The sequence below is a fragment of the Monashia sp. NPDC004114 genome, assembly GCF_053603855.1.
Window position 1 is genome coordinate 98,392 of the sequence record NZ_JBSGGK010000003.1, and the last position, 15,469, is coordinate 113,860.

A 15,469-nucleotide genomic window follows, 5' to 3' on the forward strand; every position below is an offset into this window, starting at 1 on the left:
ATGTCCGGCGCGCGTCGCGCCTGGACTGACGAGCGAAGCGAGCGCCAGCGAGCGAGTCGAGGAGGGAAGGCGCGACGTCAGGGCGCGCCGGACACGGCGAGCGGAGCGAGCCCATGTCATGTCCGGCGCGCGTCGCGCCTGGACTGACGAGCGAAGCGAGCGCCAGCGAGCCAGTCGAGGAGGGAAGGCGCGACGTCAGGGCGCGCCGAACACGACGAGCGGAGCGAGCCCAAAATAATGGCTCGCGCCGGCGGCTGCGCGGCGAGAACGCTGGCGACGATGAGGACCATCGCGACGAGGTGCAGCGGGCCGAAGTGCTCGCCGAGGACCACGACGCCGAGCAGGACCCCGACGACGGGGTTCACGAGGCCGATGATCGACGCCGACGTGGGTCCGAGCACGGACAGCCCGCGGAACCAGAGGACGTACGCGACCCCGCTGCCGAGCAGGCCCAGGTAGGCCAGAGCGCCGATCGCGGGCAGGTCGAGCGCCGGAGGCGTGCCTTCGACGACGAGGCCGAGAGGCAGGAGCACGAGGCCGCCGGCGACGAGCTGCCACGAGGTGCTCGTGAGGACGTCCGCCTGGGGAGTCCACTTCTTCGTCAGCACGAAGCCGACGGACGACGAGATGACTGCGAGCATTCCCGCGGCGAGGCCGACCGGGTCGAGCGGCTTGTCCAGGCCGTTCTGCAGCACGAGCAGGCCGACGCCGAAGAGGCCGACCACACTGGCGGCCAAGGAGACCCGGGCCGGGCGCTCGCTGAGCAGCAGCCATGCGACCGTCATCGTGACCATGGGCGCGGTCGCGACCATGGTCGCTCCCAGCCCGCTGGGGAGTCGGTATGCCGCGAGGAAGAGCAGCGCGTAGAACACTCCGATGTTCAGGGCGCCGAGCACGGCGGACCGCCACCACCAGTCACCGCGAGGCAGGCGCCGGACCCACAACAGCATGAGCAGGCCGACGGGAAGGGCGCGAACGGTCGCCGCGAAGAGCGGGCGCCCAGCTGGCAGCCACTCCTGCGTGACGGCATACGTCGACCCCCACACAGCGGCCGGCACGGCGGTCAGCGCGATGGTCGCCCACTGGCTCTTGTTACCTTCCATGGAAGGTAAAATACCTTCTCAGGAAGATATATTCCAACGCATGGACCGCCCCGCAGACCATGTGCAGCATGTCGTCGACCAGTGGGCCACCGAGCGACCCGACCTCGACGCGAGCCCGATCCTCGTCATCGGCCGGCTGCACCGAGTGGCGCTCGCGCTGACCGCGGAGCTCGTCCCGGTCTACAACGCGCACGGCCTCGGCGAGGGCGACTTCGACGTGCTCGCGACGCTGCGTCGCTCGGGGGCCCCGTACGAGCTGACCCCGACTGAGCTGATGGAGCAGACCATGGTGACCTCCGGCGCGGTCACCAAGCGGCTCGACCGCCTCGAGGGTGCCGGCCTGGTCGAGCGGCGCATCTCCGATGGCGATCGGCGAAGCCGGATCGTCGGGCTGACCAGCACCGGCCGCGACGTCATCGACACCGCGATGGCCGACCACCTCGCCAACGAGCGACGGCTGCTCGAGACCCTGACCGCGAGCGAACGGCGCACTCTCGCAACGTTGCTCGCCAAGCTTGGCGCCAGTCTCGGCGCATGACCAGGTTCCTTGGGCCGTGTCGGGTGAGCGTCTGCCCCTGTGCTGTGAGGGACGACGGCGACTCATACGCCCGGCTGGGGCCTGACACGGAGTCCTGACAGGACGGCTCCCGACCGTTGACGGCAGTGGCACGACGGCCACTGCGACAGATCAAGGAGTCCGTATGAACAGCAAGCGAATGGCACTCGCTGGGGCCGGAATACTCGCAGCAGCAGGCATCGCCATCGGTGCGGCATCGCTGGCCAACGCGGCCGGATCGACCGAGATCCCCGGCTACTCGGGGCAGCCCGGGAACGGTTACGGCGTCCCGAACGGTGCGCCGGGCGGCGCGGGATCGGGTGGCGGAGAGAGCCGGGGTGGCGCCCCGAACGGCAACACCGACCCGAGCAAGCCGATGCGCTCCGACGAGCAGCTGCTCACCGGCGACACCGCTGCCAGGGTGACCGCCGCGGCCAAGGCCAAGGAGCCGAACGCCACCATCGAGCGGGTCGAGACCGACTCCGACGGCGTCTACGAAGCACATATGGTGCGCGCCGACGGCACGCACATCATCGTCCAGGTGGACTCGAGCTTCGCCGTGACGAACGTGCAGGAGATGGGCCAAGGCGGTCCGGGTGACCACGCCGCCGGCGGCTACGCTCCGGTGGCATGACGGTTGGGGCACTCGCACTGCTCGCCATCGCGGCGCTGCTCGTCGGGTTCGCCAAGACGGCGATCGGCGGCATGGGCAGCGTCGCGGTGGCGATCTTCGCCTTCGTGCTGCCGACGCGCGAGTCGACCGCCGCGATCCTGCTCCTGCTCATCATCGGCGACTGCGTCGCGGTGTGGCACTACCGGCGCCAGGCCGACTACGCGTTGCTCAAACGCCTTGTGCCAGCGGTGATTCCGGGGCTGGCGCTGGGTGCTGTGTTCCTGTGGTGGGTCGACGACACCACCCTGCGGCGGGCCATCGGGATCCTGTTGCTCGTGCTCGCGGTGATGCAGCTGCTCCTGACGTGGCGCTCGCCCGACACGACCCGGGTGGCCTCGTCGCACGCGGCCGCCCTCGGCACCGGCGTGGCAGCCGGGTTCGCCACGATGACCGCCAACGCTGCGGGCCCGGTCATGACGCTCTACCTGGTGGCACAAGGGGTCGAGAAGCTGCGGTTCCTCGGCACCAGCGCCGTGTTCTTCTTCGTCGTCAACCTGTGCAAGCTGCCCTTCAGCTTCGGGCTCGGCCTGTTCACCGGGGCCACCGTCTGGCGCACCCTGGCCCTGGCACCGTTCGTCCTGGTCGGCTGCTGGGTCGGCCTGCACACCGCCCGCCGCCTGAGCCAGACGCGCTTCGACCAGCTGGTGCTGGCCGCCACCGTCGTGTCGGCGCTCGCCCTCGTCGTCCGCTGAGGGCTGCCTGCACGAGACGGGTCACCCGGGCGCGAGCCGCCCGGGGATGTTGTACGGCGTCACCACCTCGACGTTCGCGGGCGCCGACGTCGGCGCGCCGGGCAGGACGTGATGCGCGCGCATGACCTGCCGGAGGGCACGCCGCATGTCGGCCTGGAGGTCGTGGTGCAGCACCGCCGACACGACGCCTGCACGCAGCAGGTCGAGGTTGTCGGCGTCCAGGTCGTGCGCGACGAAGACCCGGCAGTCCCGCCCGGCTGTCTCGAACTCCCTTGCAATTGCACGGTTTCCGCCACCGACGGAGTAGACCGCGCAGATCGACGGGTCGCCGCGAAGTGCGTCGCGGACCGCCGTGCCCAGCGTCTCGTCGAGCCCGTCCGTGTCCGTGACCACACACGTCCGCAGCCCGGTCGTCGTCGCCGCCAGCCGGGCCACGAAGGCGTCCACCCGCTCACGCTCGCCGAAGAACGACGACCGGCTCATCGTGACGAGCACCGTGCCACCCGACCTGCCGAGCCAACGCGAGACGAGGTAGGCCGCGGTGTCGCCGGCGGCGGTGTTGTCGAGCCCGATGTATGCCGCCCTCCCGGAGTCATGCACGTCGGTGACCAGAGTGACCACGGGGATCCCGCGGGCCACGACCCGCCTCGCTGCAGCGCCGACCAGTGGGTCGTCCGGGGCTTTGAGCAGGACTCCGTGGGACAGTCGTCCACGCCGTCCGACCGCGTCGAGGGAGGCGACGGCCGCGGCCGGGTCGGCGCTCTCCCGCAGGTCGAACCGGGCTCTGACCACGGCCGGTCGCGTTGCGGGTAGCTCGGCCTCGACCGCCCGTCGGACGGCCTCTGAGAACCGCTCGGGCGCCTGCATGACAACGTCGACCACGAACGTCCGTGAGGCGATCCGCAGCTGTGACGCCTGGCGGTCGAGGTCCAGCACGGCTTGCTCGACGGCACGAACCGCACGCGCGCTCGCCCCCGCGCGACCATGCAACACCCGGTCGACGGTGGCCTCGGACAGACCGGACTGCTGGGCGATGTCGCTCACGCGGTGCGTCCGCGGGACGCGTCGGGTCATGTCGCCACGCTAGCCGCTGATGGGTTTCTGAGGGGTTCTGCCCGGCCCGCTCGCTCGCCGCAGCCGCATGCTGATAGGGACCCCAACACCCCGGCCGCCCGTCGAGGAGGACATCGTGACCGTGACCCGCCCAACCGCCAGCCCCGCCCCGCACTGGCTGGTCCCCGAGGACTGCCACCTGGAGGATCTCGTCGCCGTGCTCGAGGACCGCACCGACCTGGACGACTACCCGCACGCTGCCACGGTCGAGCAGGGCGTGGTGGTCTACGACGCCGCCGGGCTGGCCGGCATACTGAGCGACTCGGCGGCACGTCGCAGCCTGCTCGCCGAGCTCGCCCGAGCCCTCTCGCACGGCCCCGGCATCGTCGTCTTCGAGGGCGCGTTCGCTCCGGCGACCGTCGACCGGGTGACCGCGGCGTTCGAGGCGATGATCGCCGAGCAGCGCTCTTCCGGCACGCAGTCCGGGGACCACTTCGCCAAGCCGGGGGCCAACGACCGGGTCTGGAACGCCCTCGAGAAGCTCGCCGTCGCCGACCCCGGGGCCTTCGTCGACTACTACGCCAACGACATCGTCGCCCTCGCCGCGACCGCCTGGCTCGGCCCCGCCTACCAGGTGACCTCGCAGGTCAACGTCGTCAACCCCGGCGGTGCCGGCCAGACGGTCCACCGCGACTACCACCTCGGCTTCCAGAGCGACGAGGTGTGCGCGCTCTACCCCAGCCACGTCCACGCGCTCTCCCAGACGCTGACCCTCCAGGGCGCGGTGGCGCACTGCGACATGCCCGTCGAGTCCGGCCCGACTCTGTATCTCCCGCACAGCCAGAAGTACGCACACGGCTATGTCGCCTACCAGCGGCCCGAGTTCCAGGACTACTTCGTCGCCAACCACGTGCAGCTGCCGCTCGCGAAGGGCGACGCCGTGTTCTTCAACCCGGCCCTGTTCCACGCCGCCGGCACCAACCACTCGAAGGACATCCGGCGCATGGCCAACCTGCTGCAGATCTCGTCGGCTTTCGGGCGCGCCATGGAGACCGTCGACCGGCAGCGGGTCGTCGCGGCTGTCTACCCGGCGCTGCTCGCCGCCAAGGCTGCCGGCCTCCCCGATCCCGAGCTCGCGAACGCGGTCGCCGCGAGCGCCGAGGGCTACGCCTTCCCGACGAACCTCGACCGCGACCAGCCCCTCGGAGGGATGGCGCCCCCGAGCCAGGCCGACCTCGTGCGCCAGGCTCTCGTCGCCGGGACAGAAGCCGCCGAGCTGGCCGACCGGCTCACCGCCCAGTCCCGCGCGCGCGAGAGCCACTGAGGCTCCCACCGTCGAGTGGGCGCTCCGTCCCACCGTCGAGTGGGCGCTCCCACCGTCGAGTGGGCGCTCCGTCCCACCGTCGAGTGGGCGCTCCGTCCCACCGTCGAGTGGGCGCTCCGTCCCACCGTCGAGTGGGCGCTCCGTCCCATCGTCGACTGAGCGCTCACTCGACCTGTGTCGGTGCGGTGGTGCGGCGAACGACCAGTTCCGGTCTGATGAGCAGCTCGTCGCCTGAACGTGCTTCTCCCGCAAGGCGGTCCAGGCAGGATGTCACCCACAGGACGGCGGCTGCCCCCAGGAGGGCCGGGTCCTGTCGGACGGTTGTCAGGGCGACGTGTGGGTATGCCGCCTGGTCGATGTCGTCGAAGCCGACGACCGACACGTCGCCCGGGACGCTCAGCCCGGCCTGTCGCACGACGTCGATGAACCCCAGCGCGCACCGGTCGTTGAAGGCGGCCACGGCGGTCGGACGACGGTCCCGCGCGAGGGCCAGGAATGCTTCTGCGGCAGCCGCGCCGTCCAGCTCGGTAAGCCCTCCCGCAAGCACCTGCTCGTCCTGCGGAGGCTCCGACCGCATTCCGCGCCGGTAGCCCTGCCGCCGTTGCGCTGCGCCGGCCGCGCGGCCACCGTCGAGGAGCGCGACGCGACGGTGGCCGAGCGAACGCAGGTGGTCGACCGCGATACGAAGGCCGAGCGCATCGTCGGTCCGCACCACCCCGACCGACGAGTTCCGCACGGGCCGAAGGAGGCTCACGACCGGCATACGCTCAGCCAGCCGGCCCATCGCGGCCGTGGGCAGCTCGCTGCCGACGAGCAACAGCGCCTCACAGCGCTCGGCGAGGAGGGTCTCGACCGCATCGGCGTCCGGCCGGTCGGGCGTCACGCCACTCAGGACCACCTCGTATGCGGCCCGGTCGGCTTCCGCATAGAGGCTGCGGATGAGCTCGCCATGGAAGGCGTGTCCGACGGCGAAGGTGACCCCGAGCATCCGGGTGCGTCCGCGGCCGAGGCGGCTCGCCCGGGTGTCGGGGCGGTAGTCGAGCTCGCGCGCGGCGGCCAGGACCCGCGCGCGCGTCTCGTCTGACGCGCCGGCGACTCCCCGGAACACGATCGACACGAGAGCCCGCGAGACGCCCGCTCTCGCGGCCACGTCCTCCATCGTCACCCGGTTCGGCATGGCCCCGAGTCTAGAGCGCTCCACCAGCCTTGACGTGGAGCGCTCGGAGGCGTCACTATCGAACTAGAGCGCTCTAGTAGACAAGCGAAGGAGCTTCGGATGACCGCCACGCACCCCGTCCGTTTCGGGCTCATCGGCTGCGGCCGCATCGGCACGTACCACGCGACGACCCTCGCCCGACGCCTCACGGAGGCCGAGCTCGTCGCCGTTGCAGACCCTTTCGAGGAGGCTGCGCGCCGTCTCGGTGAGGCGCTCGACGTCGAGTGGCTCACGGACGCGCAAGCCCTCATCGACGACCCGCGCATCGAGGCTGTCGCCATCACGTGCGCGAGCACAGCCCACGCCGACCTCGTCGTCGCAGCGGCATGCGCCGGAAAGGCCGTCTTCGTCGAGAAGCCGATGGCCATGACTCTCGCCGACGCCGACCGCGCGATCGCCGCCGTCGAGTGTGCAGGGGTCCCGCTCCAAGTCGGCTTCAACCGCCGGTTTGCCCGTGACTTCTCGGCTGCGCACGACGCGGTCGCCTCGGGCGGGGTCGGCGCGCCGCACCTGCTCAGGTCGCTGACCCGCGACCCGGGGCTGGCGAACCCCGGCGCCGTCCCGCCCTGGACGATCTTCACGCAGACCCTCATCCACGACTTCGACGCCCTGAACTGGTTCAACGCCGGCAGCCGCGCCGTCGAGGTCAGTGTCATGGCCGACGCGCTGGTCGCACCTGACTTCAAGGACTCCGGCCTGCTCGACACCGCGGTGGTGACCGTCAGGTACGACAACGGCGCCATCGGCGTCGCCGAGGCCAGCTTCTCCGCGGCATACGGCTACGACGTCCGCGCCGAGGTCTTCGGCTCGGGAGGCATGGTGCTCGCCGGCAGCCCCGCCTACCTGACCACATCCCTGTGGACCGCGGACGGCGCCGCGCAGCCGACGGCGCGGATGGACACCGACCTTTTCGGCGAGGCGTATGCCGCTGAGCTCGCTGCGTTCTGCGCCGCGGTTCGCAGCGGTGTGCAGCCGCCTGTCGGCGCGTACGACGCGCGCGCGGCACTGCGGGTCGCGCTCGCCTGCATCGAGGCGGTCGAGACCGGCACCACCGTCACCGTGCGCGACACGGACCGGGAGGTGGCCGCGTGAGCGCCACCGGAGCGAGTCCGTTCCAGCTCGCCGTCAGCTCGGAGATGGTCTTCCTCGATCTGCCTGTGGCCGAGCGCATTCGGCGGATCCACGAGCTCGGATTCGCTGTCGAGATCTGGGACTGGACCCGGCACGACCTCGACGCGCTCGAGGCGCTGCGTGCCGAGGGTGTGGTCTTCTCGTCGATGACCGGATACGTACGGGGTCGGCTGAGCGACCGGGAGGGCGCCGACGAGCTGCTTGCGACCGCAGCGCAGTCGGTGCTAGTCGCGAAGCGCCTCGGCATCCCCCGGCTCAACCTGCACGGCACCGGACTCGACGACAGGGGACTGCCGGTCCGTCCAGAGGCCGAGGTCACCGGTGCGATGTGGCTGACTGCTCGGGAGACCCTCGCGCGCGTGGCGGAGCTCGGTGAGCGCGAGGGTGTCATGTTCGTCCTCGAGAACCTCAACACGGACGTGGACCACCCCGGCGTGCCGTTCGCTCGAGCCGCTGACTGCCTCGCGCTCGTCTCCGCAGTCGACAGCCCGCAGCTGCGCCTGATGCTCGACCTCTACCACGCGCAGATCGGTGAAGGGAACCTCATCGAGCTGTGCCGCCGCGCGCTGCCGTGGATCGGCGAGATCCAGGTCGCGGACGTGCCAGGGCGACGCGAGCCGGGGACCGGCGAGATCAGCTACCCCGCGGTGGCCGCGGCCTTGGCCGACATGGGCTACCGCGGACCGGTAGGCCTCGAGGCGTTCGCGTCGGGCGACTCCGAGCTGGCGCTCAAACGGTTCCGCGACGCGTTCACCCTCTGACCCGGCATGGGACGAGTGGGACGGAGCGCCCACTCGACCAGGTTGAGAGCGGCGCCCCGTACCGCCGCGCAGCGCGCAACCGCGTGCCCCCGACGCCCACCATCACGTCGAGTGGGCGCTGCGTCCCACCCGTCACACGGCGGCCCGCGGCTGGTGGGACCGAGCGCCCACTCGACCAGGTTGAGAGCGGGCGCCCCGTACCGCCGCGCAGCGCGCATCCGCATGCCCCGACGCCCACCATCACGTCGAGTGGGCGCTGCGTCCCACCCGTCACACGGCGGCCCGCGGCTGGTGGGACCGAGCGCCCACTCGACCAGGTTGGGAGCCGGCGCCCCGTACCGCCGCGCAGCGCGCATCCGCGTGCCCCCGAGGCCCACCATCACGTCGAGTGGGCGCTGCGTCCCACCCGTCACACGGCGGCCTGCGGCTGGTGGGACCGAGCGCCCACTCGACCAGGTTGAGAGCGGGCGGCCCGTACCGCCGCGCAGCGCGCATCCGCGTGCCCCGACGCCCACCACCACGTCGAGTGGGCGCTGCGTCCCACCCGTCACACGGCGGCCTGCGGCTGGTGGGACCAAGCACTCACTCGCCGGGGTGCGCCGGTGCCGTGGTGCCTCGCACGACGAGGTGCGGTTCGAGCACGATGTCGACGGGCTTGGCCCGACCCTCGTCCAGGCGCTGAGTCGCGGCCTCGACCGCGGCAACCGCCATCGGTTCGGGCGCCTGGCTGACGGTCGTCAGGTCGATCGTCGCGAGCCGGGCTATCGGGCTGTCGTCATAGCCGACGACTGACACGTCCGCCGGGACGTCGATCCCCTTGCGCCGCAAGGCATCCAGCGCTCCCAGCGCGGCGCGGTCGTTGAAGCAGACGAGTCCGGTGACCGAGTCGTCGCCGGACGCGAGCACGCCATCGAGCGCGGCCACGGCACCCTGACCTGCCTCCTCGGTGGCACCGCCGGGCACGACTCGCGCAGCAGGCAGCCGCAGACGGCCCACCGCCGAACGGAACGCCGTGCGGCGAACGGACGAGATCGGCCCGGCCGGACCGTCGACGTACGCGAGCGCCCGATGCCCCAGGGCGGCCAGGTGGTCGACGGCCAGCGCCACGCCGACGTCGTCCGCGGCCCGGACCACGTCGATGCCCGGCACGTCGATGGCACGCCCGATCGCGACGACATGGTGCTCTGCGGCGAGGGCGGCGAGGTCGTCGTCGGACATCGCCGGACCCAGCAGCAGCAGCGCCTCGCAGCGGAAGTCGAGGAGCGACTCCACCGCGCGCCGCTCGTCACGGGTCCGCGTCAGTGGGCTCACGACCACGTCATAGCCCCGCTCGTCGGCTGCGGCCTGGAGGTCCTCGAGCAGCTCGGCGTGGAAGGGGTTGCTCACGGTCATCGTGACGCCGAGCAGCTGGGTGCGTCGCCGGGCGAGCAGGCTGGCGGTCCGGTCCGGTCGGTACCCGAGGTCGGAGGCGGCTCGCAGGACGGCCTCGCGCGTGGACTCCGACGGTCCCGGTCGGCCGCGCAGCACGAGCGAGACCGAGGCGGTCGACACTCCAGCACGCGCGGCGACGTCGTCCAGCCTCGGACGCGCCGGACGCGCCGGACGCGCAGGACGGGCAGTTCGCGACGGTCGGGACGGGCGGGACGGCATACGGCTCCTCTGGCTAGACGACGATGGTCGGAAGTTTGTCAGCACAAAGTGTTGACACCGGGACAGCGCCCCCCGCAAACTCTCTTAAAGCGCTTTAAGGCTACCGCACCCACTGGTGTTCGAAGGAGCACATCATGACCACGTCCCCCATCGGCGTCGCCGTCATCGGCGCCGGCATGGCCGGCCGCGCGCACTGCGCGGGCTACCGCAGCGCGCCAACCCTGTTCGACCCCCCGCTGCCCCCGATCCGGTATGCCGCCGTGGTCGACGCCAACGCGGCCGTGGCCGAGGACGCCGCAACCCGATACGGCTTCGACCGTCACAGCACGGACTGGCGCGACCTGCTCGACGCCGACGACGTCCACGTCGTCAGCGTCGTCGTCGCGAACCACCTGCACCGGCAGATCGTCGAGGAGCTCCTCGACGCGGGCAAGCACGTCCTGTGCGAGAAGCCGCTCGCCGCCGGCCTCGAGGACGCACAGGCCATGGTCGCCGCTGCAAAGGCGCACCACGACCAGGTGACCGGAGTCGGCTTCGTCTACCGGCGCCAGCCCGCTGTCGCCGCGATCCGCGACCTCCTGCAGGACGAGCTCGGCGAGGTGTCGCACTTCAACGGCCGCTACTGGTGCGACTATGCGCGCAGCTCGGAGACGCCGATGGCTTGGCGCTACAAGGGCGGACCAGGCACCGGCGCGCTCGCAGACATCGGCAGCCACCTCATCGACCTGTCCGAGTTCGTCTGCGGCCCAATGGACTCCGTGAGCGGCGGTGCTTTCGCGACCAAGGTCACCGAGCGGGCAGTTCCGCTCGGCACGACATACGGGCACGCCAAGGCCGAGCTGTCGGACGTGTGGGAGCCCGTCGAGAACGACGACGTCGCGACGTTCACCGCCCACTTCGCCAGCGGCGCCGTCGGCACGTTCTCGATCTCTCGGATCGCGCCGGGACACGCCAACTCACTCGCGGTCGACATCATGGCCGAGCGCGGCGGTGCCAAGTGGGACATGGACCGACCCGCCGAGTTCAGCGTCATCCGCAAGCTCCGCGGCGACGGCCTCGACGGGTACAACCAGGTGCTCGCCGGGCCGGCTCACCCCTACGTCAAGGGCGGCCTGCCCATGGACTTCCCCGGCTGCTCCTACGGCGTCGGCGACCTCTTCGGCTACCAGGCCCGAGCGTTCCTCGAGCAGGTCGCCGGCATCAAGGGCCTCCCCCCGGTCGCGCCGTTCGAGGACGGCGTGCGCGACCTCCAGATCATCGACGCGGTCATCCGCTCGGCCGCGGCCGGCGGCGCCCGCGTCTCGGTCGCCAAGGGCGCCTGAGCCTCCCCCGCACGTCACAGACCACCCGGAAAGGACCATCCATCATGCAGCTCGGTGCGTACAACGCGTGTCTCGCGGACAAGTCGCTCCCCGAGGCCCTCGACATCATCGCCGGCCTCGGCCTCACCAGCGTGGAGATCAACTCGGGCGGCTTCCTCCCGCCGATCCACCTGCCCATCGACGACCTGCGCTCCAGCGAGGACGCGCGCCAGCAGTACCTCGGCGAGTTCGCCTCGCGCGGGCTCACCCTCACCGCGCTCAACTGCAACGGCAACCCGCTGCACCCAGCGGCCGGCTTCCCGCACTCGCAGGACCTCATCGACTCGATCGAGCTCGCCGCCCTGCTCGGCGTCACTCGCCTCGTGACGATGTCTGGGACGCCCGGCGGCGAGCCGGGCACCACTGTCCCCGTGTGGAACCCGCTCCCCTGGTGGAGCCCGTTCCTCGACGTGCAGGACCACCAGTGGAGCGTCGCGGTCCCGTACTGGAAGGACATCCAGGCCCGCGCCGCCGATGCCGACGTCAAGGTCGCCATCGAGATGCACCCGGGCAACATCGTCTTCAACCCCCGCACGATGCATCGTCTCGTCGAGGAGATCAACGCGACGCACGTCGGCGCGGAGATGGACCCCAGCCACCTGTTCTGGCAAGGCATCGACCCCGTCCTCGCCGTGGCCGACCTCGGTGAGCTCGTCTACAACGCCGCCGCGAAAGACACTCGGATCAACGAGTCCGCCAAGGTCAACGGCGTCATCGACGACGCCTTCAGCCGGGTCGCAGAGGGCGCGCCGGGCTACCTCTCGCTCGGCGGGGGCACGAACCTGAGCGGCTGGCCGAAGCACCCGTCGTGGGACTTCGTCGCGGTCGGCCGCGGCCATGACACGGCGTACTGGACCGAGTTCCTCCGCGCCCTGCACAAGATCGACCCCGACATGCCGGTCAACATCGAGCACGAGGACCAGGAGCTCGACCAGCTCGAGGGGTTGCGCTTCGCAGCCAACACTCTCCTCGAGGCAGAGCAGGCGCTCTGACCATGGGCCACGTCGACGAGCCGTTGCGCATCGGCATCCTCGGAGCCGCGCGCATCACTTCGCTGAGTCTCGTCGCACCGGCCACGGCCACCGGGCATCGCCTCGTGGCCGTGGCCGCGCGGGACGGCGGGCGCGCGCGGGACTTCGCGGCCGAGCACGGGGTCGAGCGGGTGCACGAGTCGTATGCCGACGTGCTCGCGGACCCCGAGGTCGAGGCGGTCTACAACCCGCTGCCGAACTCCCGTCACGCGGAGTGGAACATCCGGGCCGCCGAGGCGGGCAAGCACGTGCTGGCGGAGAAGCCGTCGGCGCTGGACGCGGCCGAGGCGCAACGCGTTCGGAACGCCGTGACGGCATCCGGCGTCGTCTTTCTGGAGGCGTTCCACTACCCCTACCACCCGCTGTTCGCGCGCGTGTGCGCGCTGCTCGGCGACGGCGCCGTGGGCGAGGTCGAGCACATCTCGGCCGTGCTGCGTATGCCGGCGCCACCCGACCATGACCCGCGCTGGTCGAGCGAGCTGGGTGGCGGCGCCACGATGGACCTCGGCTGCTACAGCCTCTCCTGCCTGCGCCTGCTGGGCAGGTATGCCGGCGGCGAACCTCGCGTGGTCGGTGCGTGGGCGGACGAGCGGCCGGGTCGCCCCGGGGTCGACGAGCGGCTCTTTGTCGATCTTGAGTATCCTTCTGGTGCAACGGGGTTCGGCGGCAGCGACATGGACGCCACTGACCGCGACATGGCGCTTACCGTGCGAGGGACGCGTGGCGAGATCGTCGTGCCGATGTTCCCGGTGCCGCACGAGGGCGACTCCCTCGTGCTCGGGCGGGCGGGGTCCGAGGCCGTCGTTGAACACCTCGGGACGCGGACGAGCTACACGTACCAGCTCGAGGCATTCGCCGCCGCGGTCCGCACCGGTGCGCCCGTCGTGACGAACGCCGACTGGTCGGTGGCCAACCTCGAGCTCGTCGACGCGGCATACCTGGCCGCCGGCCTGCCGACACGCGCCGATGCGAGAGCCCTCACGAGCTGACTGGACCTGTCCCGCGCGTCAGCGGGGGAACAGGTCACAGCGATAGGCCAGCACGATGGCCTGGGCCCGGTCGCGCACCTCGAGCTTCTGCAGCACGCGCGTGACGTGGGTCTTGACCGTGGTGTCGCTGATGAAGAGCGCGCGCCCGATCTCGGCGTTGGACAGACCGTCGGCGATGAGCCGGAGGACGTCCAGCTCCCGCGAGGTGAGCGTCGACAGGGCCTGGGGCGGCGCCTGGCGATAGCGGGGAGTGAAATGGGCGATCACCCGGCGGGTGATCGAGGGCGACAGCAGCGCGTCACCCGCCGCGACAGTCCGGACGGCCGCGATGAGCTGCTCGGGCGGCTCGTCCTTGAGGACGAACCCGCTCGCCCCGGCGTGCAAGGCCTCGTAGACGTAGTCGTCGAGGTCGAAGGTCGTCAGGATCAGCACCTTCGCTGCCGCGTCGGCGGTCAGGATCCGTCGGGTCGCCTCGAGGCCGTCCAGCACCGGCATCCGGATGTCCATGAGCACGACGTCGGGGCGGTGGCGCGCGGCCTGAGCGACCGCCTCCTCACCGTTGCTCGCCTCGGCGACGACCTCGATGTCGGGCTCGTCCGCGAGCAGCATGCGCAGCCCGGCACGCACCATCGACTGGTCGTCCACGACGAGGGTCCTGATCGTCACCCGGTCATCGTCCATCGAGAGGCAGCCTCGCCGACAGAGCGAAACCACCACCATCGATTGCGGTGGCACTCATCTGCCCTCCGTAGATCTTGACGCGCTCGCGGATGCCGACCAGTCCGTGGCCAGTGCCGTCAGCCATGGACCCGCCCACACCGTCGTCCAACACTTCGAGCGCGATCTCGTTGGGGTCGTAGCTGATCCGCACCTTCGCGTGACTTGCGTGGGCGTGCCGGAGCGTGTTGGTGAGGCCCTCTTGGACGATGCGGTAGGCAGACAGGTCGAGCCCCGGGGCAAGCGGCACGGGATCACCGTGGACCTCCAGCCGGGCGTCGAGACCGGCCCTGCGCACGTCCTCGACCAGCGCGGGCACCTGCGCGAGGCCGGGCGCAGGGGCACGGTCCACGTCCTCGCCGTCGGACCGCATGGCGTCCACGATCCGCCGCATCTCGGACAGGGCCACGCGGCCGGCGTGCTCGACGTTCTCGAGCGCGGCGCGGTTCGCGGCGTCCGCAGCCGGCATTCGATGCCTGACCGCCCCGACCTGCAGCACCATGACACTCACCGAGTGAGCCACGACGTCGTGCAGCTCGCGAGCAATCCGAGCCCGCTCCTCGGCCACCGCCACCCTGGCCGACGCCGCACGGTCCCGTTCGGCCTCCGCCGCGCGACGCTCGGCAGCCTCGGTCTGCTCGGACCGCTCGTGGAGGACGAAGCCGACCAGCCAGCCGAGCACGAACAGCGCCGGGATGAACAGCATGCTGCTGGCCGAGTGCGTCGGGTCGTTGTAGACGATCGTGGTCGCACCGACGACGACGACCGCGAGGCCCACTCGGGCCTGGCGCACGTCGGCCAGGCTGCCGAGCAGCACGGCGGCGATCATCCCGGCGATGAACACCGGGGACTGGCCCACGATGAGGCGACCGTCCGCGAAGGACAGCGCCGCGCCGACGAGCCAGGTCGCCGCCGGTGCGACGAAGGGCGCCCAACGGCGCAGGAGCAGGCTGAGCACCACGGCGCCGACGGCCGCAGCCTCCAGCCAGGGCCGGGAGCCATGGTCGCCCGGCGCGGTCCCCAGGCGCACGGCCGTCCCGACCGCACCGGCGACGGCGAGGACGACGACGAGCGCGTCCAGCCCGTACTCCGTCACGATGCTCCGGTATCGACTCACGTCGCCAACGTATGCCGGTGCGCCGGGCCCCCGCGTCGTCCAAAGGTCGGACTGGGCGTCCTTCCCCGAGACGACAGGGAACCCGCACTTTCGAC

General features: G+C 71.2%; 15 protein-coding genes. 9 read left to right on the plus strand and 6 right to left on the minus strand.

What is annotated here, in order from left to right:
- Positions 1-116: 116 nt before the first annotated feature.
- On the minus strand, positions 117-1,103 hold the full coding sequence (locus tag ACWEOW_RS05310) for an EamA family transporter (RefSeq protein ID WP_452268121.1): 987 nt from the start codon (positions 1,101-1,103) through the stop codon (positions 117-119).
- A gap of 40 nt (positions 1,104-1,143) precedes the next feature.
- On the opposite strand from ACWEOW_RS05310, the gene ACWEOW_RS05315 reads away from it, so the two are divergent.
- The 3 genes from ACWEOW_RS05315 to ACWEOW_RS05325 all read left to right on the plus strand — a co-directional run bounded on the left by ACWEOW_RS05315 (position 1,144) and on the right by ACWEOW_RS05325 (position 3,024).
- Entirely contained in the window at positions 1,144-1,641 is a 498-nt protein-coding gene (locus tag ACWEOW_RS05315) for a MarR family winged helix-turn-helix transcriptional regulator (RefSeq protein ID WP_452268122.1), read from the plus strand.
- Positions 1,642-1,804: 163 nt separating this feature from the next.
- On the plus strand, positions 1,805-2,293 hold the full coding sequence (locus ACWEOW_RS05320) for a hypothetical protein (RefSeq protein WP_452268123.1): 489 nt from the start codon (positions 1,805-1,807) through the stop codon (positions 2,291-2,293).
- Complete coding sequence (locus ACWEOW_RS05325; RefSeq protein ID WP_452268124.1) at positions 2,290-3,024, plus strand: sulfite exporter TauE/SafE family protein; 735 nt, start codon at positions 2,290-2,292, stop codon at positions 3,022-3,024. Before ACWEOW_RS05320 ends, ACWEOW_RS05325 begins: the two co-directional genes overlap by 4 nt.
- A 21-nt stretch (positions 3,025-3,045) precedes the next feature.
- On the opposite strand, the gene ACWEOW_RS05330 is transcribed toward ACWEOW_RS05325, so the two are convergent.
- Positions 3,046-4,098, minus strand: a complete 1,053-nt coding sequence (locus ACWEOW_RS05330) for a LacI family DNA-binding transcriptional regulator (RefSeq protein WP_452268125.1) — start codon at positions 4,096-4,098, stop codon at positions 3,046-3,048.
- 115 nt (positions 4,099-4,213) lie between these two features.
- Between ACWEOW_RS05330 and ACWEOW_RS05335 the strand changes: the two genes are divergently transcribed.
- Positions 4,214-5,401, plus strand: coding sequence for a phytanoyl-CoA dioxygenase family protein (locus ACWEOW_RS05335; protein WP_452268126.1), 1,188 nt, complete (start codon positions 4,214-4,216; stop codon positions 5,399-5,401).
- Between the two features lie 163 nt (positions 5,402-5,564).
- Here the strand turns inward: ACWEOW_RS05335 and ACWEOW_RS05340 are convergent, their stop codons facing one another.
- Complete coding sequence (locus ACWEOW_RS05340; protein WP_452268127.1) at positions 5,565-6,578, minus strand: LacI family DNA-binding transcriptional regulator; 1,014 nt, start codon at positions 6,576-6,578, stop codon at positions 5,565-5,567.
- A 99-nt stretch (positions 6,579-6,677) separates the two neighbouring features.
- Here ACWEOW_RS05340 and ACWEOW_RS05345 point away from each other — a divergent pair, with 99 nt between their 5' ends.
- Both ACWEOW_RS05345 and ACWEOW_RS05350 read left to right on the plus strand, forming a co-directional pair.
- Entirely contained in the window at positions 6,678-7,709 is a 1,032-nt protein-coding gene (locus tag ACWEOW_RS05345; protein WP_452268128.1) for a Gfo/Idh/MocA family oxidoreductase, read from the plus strand.
- A 44-nt stretch (positions 7,710-7,753) separates the two neighbouring features.
- The gene (locus ACWEOW_RS05350) at positions 7,754-8,509 is read left to right on the plus strand and encodes a TIM barrel protein (RefSeq protein WP_452268431.1); all 756 of its coding nucleotides are present in this window, start codon (positions 7,754-7,756) and stop codon (positions 8,507-8,509) included.
- A gap of 582 nt (positions 8,510-9,091) precedes the next feature.
- Here the strand turns inward: ACWEOW_RS05350 and ACWEOW_RS05355 are convergent.
- Complete coding sequence (locus ACWEOW_RS05355) at positions 9,092-10,159, minus strand: LacI family DNA-binding transcriptional regulator (RefSeq protein WP_452268129.1); 1,068 nt, start codon at positions 10,157-10,159, stop codon at positions 9,092-9,094.
- Between the two features lie 134 nt (positions 10,160-10,293).
- Here ACWEOW_RS05355 and ACWEOW_RS05360 point away from each other — a divergent pair, with 134 nt between their 5' ends.
- From ACWEOW_RS05360 to ACWEOW_RS05370, 3 genes are read left to right on the plus strand one after another with little or no spacing between them, the layout of a single operon-like run.
- Positions 10,294-11,481 carry a Gfo/Idh/MocA family protein gene (locus ACWEOW_RS05360; RefSeq protein WP_452268130.1) on the plus strand — a complete coding sequence of 396 codons (1,188 nt, stop codon included), beginning with the start codon at positions 10,294-10,296 and terminating at the stop codon, positions 11,479-11,481.
- Between the two features lie 44 nt (positions 11,482-11,525).
- Positions 11,526-12,512 (plus strand): sugar phosphate isomerase/epimerase family protein, encoded by a 987-nt coding sequence (locus ACWEOW_RS05365; RefSeq protein WP_452268131.1) that lies wholly within the window; start codon positions 11,526-11,528, stop codon positions 12,510-12,512.
- Between the two features lie 2 nt (positions 12,513-12,514).
- On the plus strand, positions 12,515-13,540 hold the full coding sequence (locus ACWEOW_RS05370) for a Gfo/Idh/MocA family protein (protein ID WP_452268132.1): 1,026 nt from the start codon (positions 12,515-12,517) through the stop codon (positions 13,538-13,540).
- Positions 13,541-13,558: 18 nt separating this feature from the next.
- Here ACWEOW_RS05370 and ACWEOW_RS05375 read toward each other — a convergent pair whose 3' ends face one another.
- Positions 13,559-14,221 carry a response regulator gene (locus ACWEOW_RS05375; RefSeq protein WP_452268133.1) on the minus strand — a complete coding sequence of 221 codons (663 nt, stop codon included), beginning with the start codon at positions 14,219-14,221 and terminating at the stop codon, positions 13,559-13,561.
- Entirely contained in the window at positions 14,211-15,374 is a 1,164-nt protein-coding gene (locus ACWEOW_RS05380; RefSeq protein WP_452268134.1) for a sensor histidine kinase, read from the minus strand. Before ACWEOW_RS05380 ends, ACWEOW_RS05375 begins: the two co-directional genes overlap by 11 nt.
- Positions 15,375-15,469 lie beyond the last annotated feature (95 nt).

What these genes read in the sequence shown, in the direction of transcription:
- ACWEOW_RS05310 (WP_452268121.1), bottom strand. Translation starts at nt 1,103, where the DNA reads ATGGAAGGTAACAAGAGCCAGTGGGCGACCATCGCGCTGACCGCCGTG.
- ACWEOW_RS05315 (WP_452268122.1), top strand. Translation starts at nt 1,144, where the DNA reads ATGGACCGCCCCGCAGACCATGTGCAGCATGTCGTCGACCAGTGGGCC.
- ACWEOW_RS05320 (WP_452268123.1), top strand. Translation starts at nt 1,805, where the DNA reads ATGAACAGCAAGCGAATGGCACTCGCTGGGGCCGGAATACTCGCAGCA.
- ACWEOW_RS05325 (WP_452268124.1), top strand. Translation starts at nt 2,290, where the DNA reads ATGACGGTTGGGGCACTCGCACTGCTCGCCATCGCGGCGCTGCTCGTC.
- ACWEOW_RS05330 (WP_452268125.1), bottom strand. Translation starts at nt 4,098, where the DNA reads ATGACCCGACGCGTCCCGCGGACGCACCGCGTGAGCGACATCGCCCAG.
- ACWEOW_RS05340 (WP_452268127.1), bottom strand. Translation starts at nt 6,578, where the DNA reads ATGCCGAACCGGGTGACGATGGAGGACGTGGCCGCGAGAGCGGGCGTC.
- ACWEOW_RS05345 (WP_452268128.1), top strand. Translation starts at nt 6,678, where the DNA reads ATGACCGCCACGCACCCCGTCCGTTTCGGGCTCATCGGCTGCGGCCGC.
- ACWEOW_RS05350 (WP_452268431.1), top strand. Translation starts at nt 7,754, where the DNA reads ATGGTCTTCCTCGATCTGCCTGTGGCCGAGCGCATTCGGCGGATCCAC.
- ACWEOW_RS05355 (WP_452268129.1), bottom strand. Translation starts at nt 10,159, where the DNA reads ATGCCGTCCCGCCCGTCCCGACCGTCGCGAACTGCCCGTCCTGCGCGT.
- ACWEOW_RS05360 (WP_452268130.1), top strand. Translation starts at nt 10,294, where the DNA reads ATGACCACGTCCCCCATCGGCGTCGCCGTCATCGGCGCCGGCATGGCC.
- ACWEOW_RS05365 (WP_452268131.1), top strand. Translation starts at nt 11,526, where the DNA reads ATGCAGCTCGGTGCGTACAACGCGTGTCTCGCGGACAAGTCGCTCCCC.
- ACWEOW_RS05370 (WP_452268132.1), top strand. Translation starts at nt 12,515, where the DNA reads ATGGGCCACGTCGACGAGCCGTTGCGCATCGGCATCCTCGGAGCCGCG.
- ACWEOW_RS05375 (WP_452268133.1), bottom strand. Translation starts at nt 14,221, where the DNA reads ATGGACGATGACCGGGTGACGATCAGGACCCTCGTCGTGGACGACCAG.